The 6397-nt window shown below is 68.3% G+C and carries 8 protein-coding genes; 4 read left to right on the top strand and 4 right to left on the bottom strand.

What is annotated here, in order from left to right:
* Positions 1–218 precede the first annotated feature (218 nt).
* Together WC493_RS21135 and WC493_RS21130 are read left to right on the top strand one after the other, a co-directional pair.
* Positions 219–1187: an SPFH domain-containing protein gene (locus WC493_RS21135; protein ID WP_373068254.1), complete on the top strand. Its 969-nt coding sequence runs from the start codon at positions 219–221 to the stop codon at positions 1185–1187.
* A gap of 22 nt (positions 1188–1209) precedes the next feature.
* Positions 1210–1635, top strand: a complete 426-nt coding sequence (locus tag WC493_RS21130) for an NfeD family protein (RefSeq protein WP_373068252.1) — start codon at positions 1210–1212, stop codon at positions 1633–1635.
* Here the strand turns inward: WC493_RS21130 and WC493_RS21125 are convergent.
* The 4 genes from WC493_RS21125 to WC493_RS21110 all read right to left on the bottom strand — a co-directional run bounded on the left by WC493_RS21125 (position 1616) and on the right by WC493_RS21110 (position 4902).
* A complete protein-coding gene (locus WC493_RS21125; RefSeq protein ID WP_373068250.1) occupies positions 1616–2326 on the bottom strand; it encodes a DUF1194 domain-containing protein in 711 nt (236 codons plus the stop codon). The two genes, WC493_RS21130 and WC493_RS21125, sit on opposite strands and share 20 nt — an antisense overlap.
* Complete coding sequence (locus tag WC493_RS21120) at positions 2302–3504, bottom strand: class I SAM-dependent rRNA methyltransferase (RefSeq protein WP_373068248.1); 1203 nt, start codon at positions 3502–3504, stop codon at positions 2302–2304. Before WC493_RS21120 ends, WC493_RS21125 begins: the two co-directional genes overlap by 25 nt.
* Before the next feature lie 80 nt (positions 3505–3584).
* The gene (locus WC493_RS21115; RefSeq protein WP_373068246.1) at positions 3585–4232 is read right to left on the bottom strand and encodes an OmpH family outer membrane protein; all 648 of its coding nucleotides are present in this window, start codon (positions 4230–4232) and stop codon (positions 3585–3587) included.
* 37 nt (positions 4233–4269) lie between these two features.
* Positions 4270–4902 (bottom strand): class I SAM-dependent methyltransferase, encoded by a 633-nt coding sequence (locus WC493_RS21110; RefSeq protein ID WP_373068244.1) that lies wholly within the window; start codon positions 4900–4902, stop codon positions 4270–4272.
* A 257-nt stretch (positions 4903–5159) separates the two neighbouring features.
* Here WC493_RS21110 and rpsU point away from each other — a divergent pair, with 257 nt between their 5' ends.
* Positions 5160–5366 (top strand): 30S ribosomal protein S21, encoded by a 207-nt coding sequence (gene rpsU / locus WC493_RS21105; protein WP_109902776.1) that lies wholly within the window; start codon positions 5160–5162, stop codon positions 5364–5366.
* Positions 5367–5437: 71 nt separating this feature from the next.
* The gene (panB, locus tag WC493_RS21100; protein ID WP_373068242.1) at positions 5438–6298 is read left to right on the top strand and encodes a 3-methyl-2-oxobutanoate hydroxymethyltransferase; all 861 of its coding nucleotides are present in this window, start codon (positions 5438–5440) and stop codon (positions 6296–6298) included.
* The last annotated feature ends 99 nt before the right edge of the window (positions 6299–6397 follow it).

Raw genomic sequence — 6397 nt, 5'->3', positions numbered from 1 at the left:
AGGGGCGAGCCGGCGGCGGGGGCGAGGCTCGACCAGTGATGATGCGGCGCCAGCACGTCGAGACGGGCGCCCGCCTCGATCATGCACAGCCCGACCAGGCCGGGCGGCGTGCGCAGGTCGTTCTGGACGCAGAGGATCTTCATCTGTGACAAGGCTCACGGCTGATCGCGGCCCCGGGATGGTATAGGATGAAACCCGGGGACGCGACGGAGGGGACGATGGAAGGCATCGGCGCATTTGTACTGGTTCTCGTGATTCTGGTCGTCATCGTCGTCGTCATGGGCGTCAAGACGGTGCCGCAAGGCCACGCCTACACGCTGGAGCGTTTCGGCCGCTACATGCGCACGCTGCGCCCGGGGCTGAATTTCCTCTTCCCCGTGATCGACCGCATCGGCGCCCGCATGAGCACGCAGGAAACCGTGCTCGACGTGCCGTCGCAGAAGATCATCACCCTCGACAACGCGATCGTGACCTGCGACGCGGTCGCCTTCTACCAGGTCGTCGATCCCGCCCAGGCCGCCTATGAGGTGCAGAACCTGACCGCGGCGATGATCAATCTGGTGATCACCAACCTGCGCTCGAAGATGGGCGCGATGGCGCTCGACGACGTGCTCTCGAAGCGGAACGAGATCAACGATCAGCTCCTCGCGGTGATCGACCTCGCGACCCAGCCCTGGGGCGTCAAGGTCACCCGCATCGAGCTGAAGGACATCGCCCCGCCCGAGGACATGGTCCAGGCCATGGCCCGCCAGATGAAGGCCGAACGCGAGAAGCGCGCCGTCATCTTGGAGGCGGAAGGGGCGCGCGAAGCCGCGATCAAACGCGCCGAGGGCGAGAAGCAGGCCGCCGTCCTCGAGGCGGAGGGCCGGCGCGAAGCCGCCTTCCGCGATGCCGAGGCGCGCGAACGCTCCGCCGAGGCCGAAGCCCGCGCAACCACCATGGTCTCCGACGCGATCAAGGGGGGCGGCACCGATGCGGTGAACTACTTCCTGGGCCAGAAATACATCGAAGCGCTGACCACCATCGGTTCGGCCTCGAACAACAAGATCACCTTCCTGCCGCTGGAGGCGACCGGCATCATCGGTGCGGTCGCCGGCATCGCCGAGCTGACCCGGCAGGGGGTGGGCGGTCCGGCGCCCAAGCCGCAGAAGCCCTGGGGCGGCGCTTCGGGCGGCGGCCAGGGCTGAGTCGATGCCGGAGGATTTCTCCTTGGTCTACTGGCACTGGTATGCCTTCGCCCTGGTCCTGATCATCCTGGAGATCCTGGCGCCGGGCGTGATCTTCCTGTGGCTGGCGATCGGTGCCGTCGCCGCCGGCAGCTTGGTGGCGCTGCTGCCGGAGGTGGTCTGGTACGTGCAGTTCGCGACCTTCGCGGTGGCAACTGCGCTGTCTCTGCTGCTCGGCCACAATCTGCTGCGGCGGGCGACCGCTGTCGAAGACGGCGACTCGCTGAACCAGCGGAGCCAGGCCCTGGTCGGCAGCGAGGCGGTGCTGATCGAGGGAATCGCGAATGGTGTCGGCCGGATCCGCCTGGGCGACACCAGCTGGGCCGTGACCGGGCCCGACTCACCGGCCGGCACCCGGGTAAGGGTAGTCGCTGCCGAGGGGGCGCGGCTCAGGGTCGAGCGGACGTGAGCGCCGCCACCAGTTCCTCGCCACGGATCTCACGCAGCAGCTTGCGTTTGATCGCCTCGATGAAATCCTCGTAGTCCTGCGCCCGCTCGACGAAGGCACCGGGCCCCCCGATCACGCTGGCGGCGAAGAAACGGTCGACGTCCGCCTCCTCGTTCAAGATCGCCAAGGCATTGATGGTGACGCCACTGGCGACCAGCGAATCGCGGACTGGATCGGGCGGTGGGCCGGCGCTGTTCTTGCCGTCGCCTGAAAGATCGATCACCCGGCGCGTCGCCTGAAAGGGCACCGTAGTCAACACGACGCCGGCCCGATTCAGCCCGGCGCCTACGGCGGTGCCGCCGCCCTCGACGTAACGTGGCATATTGCCGAATGTCTCGGCCAGGGCGGGGGCGTCGGACGCCGTCACCCTCTGCCAGTCGATGTCGAGATGCTGACGCCCAGGGCTGGACCATTCGACGACGGCGACGGCGATCGCCTTGTTCGGCCCGGCATCGATCGCCGCCTGAACTTCCGGCGAGGCGAAGGCGGCGGCCAGGCCCTGGACCTGAAGCAGATATTCGTCCGGGTTCACCGACGACGAACTGTCGAGTGCGAGCACCAGGGCGACGTCGACCGTTTCGGCCCGCGCGGCGCCGCAGAGGGCGGCGAGCACGGCGAGCCCGGCGATCAGTCGAGCGCCAGCACGAGCCATTTCAGATAGGCCGTTTCGGGCAGCAGGGGATGCACCGGATGGTCCGCCCCGGCGCCGCCGGCCGCCACGATACGGCCCTCGCGCCCGGCATTGGCGATGCCGTGGGCGACTTCGGTGGTGAAGGCGCCGGTCTCGATATTGTGGCTGCAGGACGCGATGAAGAGGAGGCCGCCGGGAGCGACCAGGCCCGCCACTTCGCGTGCCAGCTTGCGATAGGCACGGAGTGCCTGGGGCACGTCCTTGCGCGACTTGGCGAAGCTCGGCGGATCGGCGACCACGACATCGAAGCGCGCGCCGGCCGTCGCCAGGCGCTCCGCCTCGTCGAACATGTCGGCCCGGCGGAATTCGATAAGCCCGTCGAGACCGCTGGCGGCGGCGGTCGCGGTGGCCTGGGCCAGGGCGGCGTCTGCGCGGTCGACCGCCAGGGCCGAGCTGGCGCCGGCCGCGAGGGCGGCCAGGGCGAAGGCGCCGGTGTGGCAGCAGAGGTCGAGCAGCCGGCCCCCCGCGGCGAGCCGGGCGACCAGGCCGCGCGCCTCGTGCAGATCGAAGAACCAGCCGGTCTTCTGGCCGTCCAGCGGTTCGACGCCGTGGCGGATGCCGTGCTCCAAGACCTCGACCTTGGCGGGCAAGGCGCCGCGGGCGAGGGAAATGCCGCGCGGCAGTCCCTCGAGCTCCCGGTAGGCGCTGTCGTTCCGCAGCACCACGGCCTGCGGTGCGATCACGCTGTCGAGGGCGTCGAGCAGCAGCGGCGTGAGGCGGTCGGCGCCCGCGGTATTGGCTTGGACCACCACGGTGCCGTCGTAGCGATCGACCACGAAGCCGGGCAGTCCGTCGCCCTCGGCATGGACCAGGCGGTAGAAGGGGGCGGTGAAGAAACGCTCGCGCAGGCGGCGTGCGGCGCCGAGGCGGCGCTCGAAGAAGGCGCGGTCGATCGGTCCCGCGGCATCGCTGCCGCGCGCCAGAAGACGTGCCGCGATCAGCGTGTTGCGGTTGAAGGTGGCGATGCCGAGCAGGCGGCCGTCGACGCGGGCGAGGCGGACCAGGCTGCCGGGCGGGATCGCTTTGGTCTCCGGATCGAGACGCAGCTCGTTCGAATAGGCCCAGGGGTGGCCGCCGGCGACGCGGCGGTCGTGTCCGGCCAGCAGGTGGACAGTCGGAAGGGAGGCGGTTTCGGTCATGATGGCCGCAGCTTAACAGAACCGCCGGCTGTCGGCAGGGGAGGCGGGCGGGACCGGCCGCGACCGGCCCCGCCCCCTGATCACTTCGCGGGGCGGGCGGGGGCCGCCGGCAGCGGCGGGGCCAGCGACGGCGAACCCGAGTCGCCGCCGACCGGAGTCGCCGGGGCGTTGAAGTTCACAGTGATGCTGGGCAGCTTCTCGTCCAGGTGCTGCATCACGGTGTCGGTGATGTTGAGGCCGTTCGACGAGACCAGCACGCGGGCAGTGTCGAGGACCACGGTGGCGCCCACGTCCTTGGCAACGTCGGCGACCACCTGGTTGAACACCGGCTCCAGCTTTTTCATCGCATCGTCCTGGGCGAAGGACATCTGCTGGCGGCGGCGCTCGACCTGCTGGCGCAGCGCCTCGACCTTGCCCTGGAAATCACGCTGTTTGGCCGCGAAAGCGTCGGGCGCCATCGAGGCGCGCTGCTTCTTCAGGCTGTCTTCTTCGTCGCGCAGCTTGTCGGTCTGAGCCTTGATTTCGGCCTCATAGGCCTTTTCCTGACGCTCGAGCTGGGCGCGCACGCTCTTCGCCGCAGCGCTCTCGCGCATGATGCGCGGCACGTCGACGAAGGCGATGGTCGCTGGCTCGGCCTCGGCAGCGAAGGCGGGGACCTGGGGCAGGGCGACCACCCCGGTCAGGGCGAGGCCGGCGCCGAGGACCAGGCCTTTCACTAGGTTGCGCATCATCATCTCCAAACTATTCAGCGGCGCGATACCGACTCTATTCGTTGGTGTTGGCATTCTCGTAGCACCAAACCCGCGCCGGCGGCATGTTCATCAGGACATGGCCGGCCCGCCGGGCCCGGAGGCCGAGCAGCTTCACCAGATTGGGGCGGAGCGGCGAGGTGGGGCCATAAGTGAATTGCACGAAGCGTCCGCCCGGCCCCATCAGGGCGAAGGCGGACTCGACGATCCGGCGCTGGACCGAGGGGGGCATACCCAGCAATGGCAGGCCGGAGATGACGCAGGACGCCCGATCGACACCGCGCGCCGCCATCAGCTGGACCAGTTCGCAGGCGTCGCCCTCGACGACGTGCAGGCGGGGGAAGCGGTGGCGCAGGGTCTGCGCCAGTTCCGGATCGAATTCGACGCTGAACAGACGGTCGAAACCGACCCGTTCGAGGATCGCCGTGGTGATGGCCCCCGTACCGCCGCCCAGTTCGATCACCGGGCCGGGGCGCGACAGGTCGGCCTGCGCCGCCATTTCCCGCGCGAGCCCACGGCTCGACGGTGCTACCGCACCGATCTTGAAAGGCGAGCGCAGCCACTTCAGCAGCATTGATGGCGCGCGCACCGCATGTCCGTCGTGTTTGAAGCTGTCGCTCAAATCGTCCACGGCCTTCCGCCCGAACATCGAGACCCCCTGCGGTCCCTCCGGCGCGGCACACTATCATGCCAATTGGGGAAAGAAAGTGGCGGCATGTCCAAATCGGCGAGGGCGCCTCGCCTTTCCGGCCGCAACAGGCGGCGTCGCGCTTTTCAAGGCTGCGGACGCGTGATATACAGCGCTCCTCCGGTGGAGCGGCATCCCTTCACCGAACGGTTTTTTGTTTCTGATGATGCACCGGATCGGCCCGCAGATGGGCGATGGTGCTGGAAAAGGTCAGTCGAATGCAGGTTTTGGTGCGGGACAACAACATCGACCAGGCGCTGCGCGCGCTGAAGAAGCGTATGCAGCGCGAGGGCATCTTCCGCGAGATGCGTCTGCGCGGCCACTACGAGAAGCCTTCCGAGAAGCGTGCCCGCGAAAAGGCCGAAGCTGTCCGCCGTGCACGCAAGCTGGCGCGCAAGCGGGCCCAGCGCGACGGCGTGGCGTGATCGGCCGGTCGGCCGCGCCGCACTGACAGCCTTATTTTACTGCGCACACTCTGTCGATCGAGGTACTCGCCATGTCGGTCCACTCGACGACGGTAAAGCCGAATACGGTTCCCAGGCTCCGCGCCCGCAAGGGCGGGGAGCCTGTCGTTGTTCTGACGGCCTATACGGCGCCCATGGCCCGCCTGCTCGATCCGCATGCCGACGTGCTGCTGGTCGGCGATTCGCTGGGCATGGTCGTCTATGGCCTGCCCAGCACGGTGCCTGTGACGATCGACATGATGATCGCCCATGGTGCTGCGGTGGTGCGCGGGGCCGAAAAGGCCCTGGTCGTGATCGACATGCCTTTCGGCACCTATGAGGAGGGGCCGGAACAGGCCTTCCGCAATGCCGTCCGCATTCTCCAGGAGACCGGCGCCTCGGCGGTGAAGCTCGAGGGCGGGGCGGTGATGGCTGACACCATTGCCTTCCTCACCCGCCGCGGCGTGCCTGTGATGGGCCACATCGGCCTGCTGCCCCAATCGGTCAACACGCTGGGCGGCTATGCGGCCCTCGGCACCGCCAATACCGACGGCTGGGACGCCATCGTGGCCGACGCGGTCGCGGTCGCCGACGCCGGCGCCTTCATGATCGTGGTCGAAGCTGTGAGCGAGCCGCTCGCGGTGAGGATCACCGAGAGTGTCCGGGTGCCGACCATCGGCATCGGTGCTTCGGCCGCTTGCGACGGCCAAGTGCTGGTGATCGACGACATGCTGGGCATGTCGCTCCGCACCCCGAAGTTCGTGAAACGCTATGCCGAGCTGGGCGGCCTGATCGGTGACGCCGCAGCCGCCTATGCGGCGGAGGTCCGCAGCCGCAGTTTCCCGGACGAGCGCTACACCTATAAGCTGAAGGGCGACAATAAGGCGCCCCAAGGCGAGGAAAAGAAGTCCTAGGCCGAGCGGTTTGCCAAGCCGGCGGGCTTTGGCTATCGTTCGACGCCTTTCAGCCTGCGCTGCCTGTGTGGGGTACAAGTGTCCGACATCTTTCAGGAG

The organism is Zavarzinia sp., assembly GCF_041650655.1.
In the GTDB taxonomy this organism is placed as follows: Bacteria; Pseudomonadota; Alphaproteobacteria; order Zavarziniales; family Zavarziniaceae; genus Zavarzinia.
The sequence above is the reverse complement of the archived record's forward strand: the minus strand, read 5'-3'. Positions and strand labels throughout refer to the sequence as shown.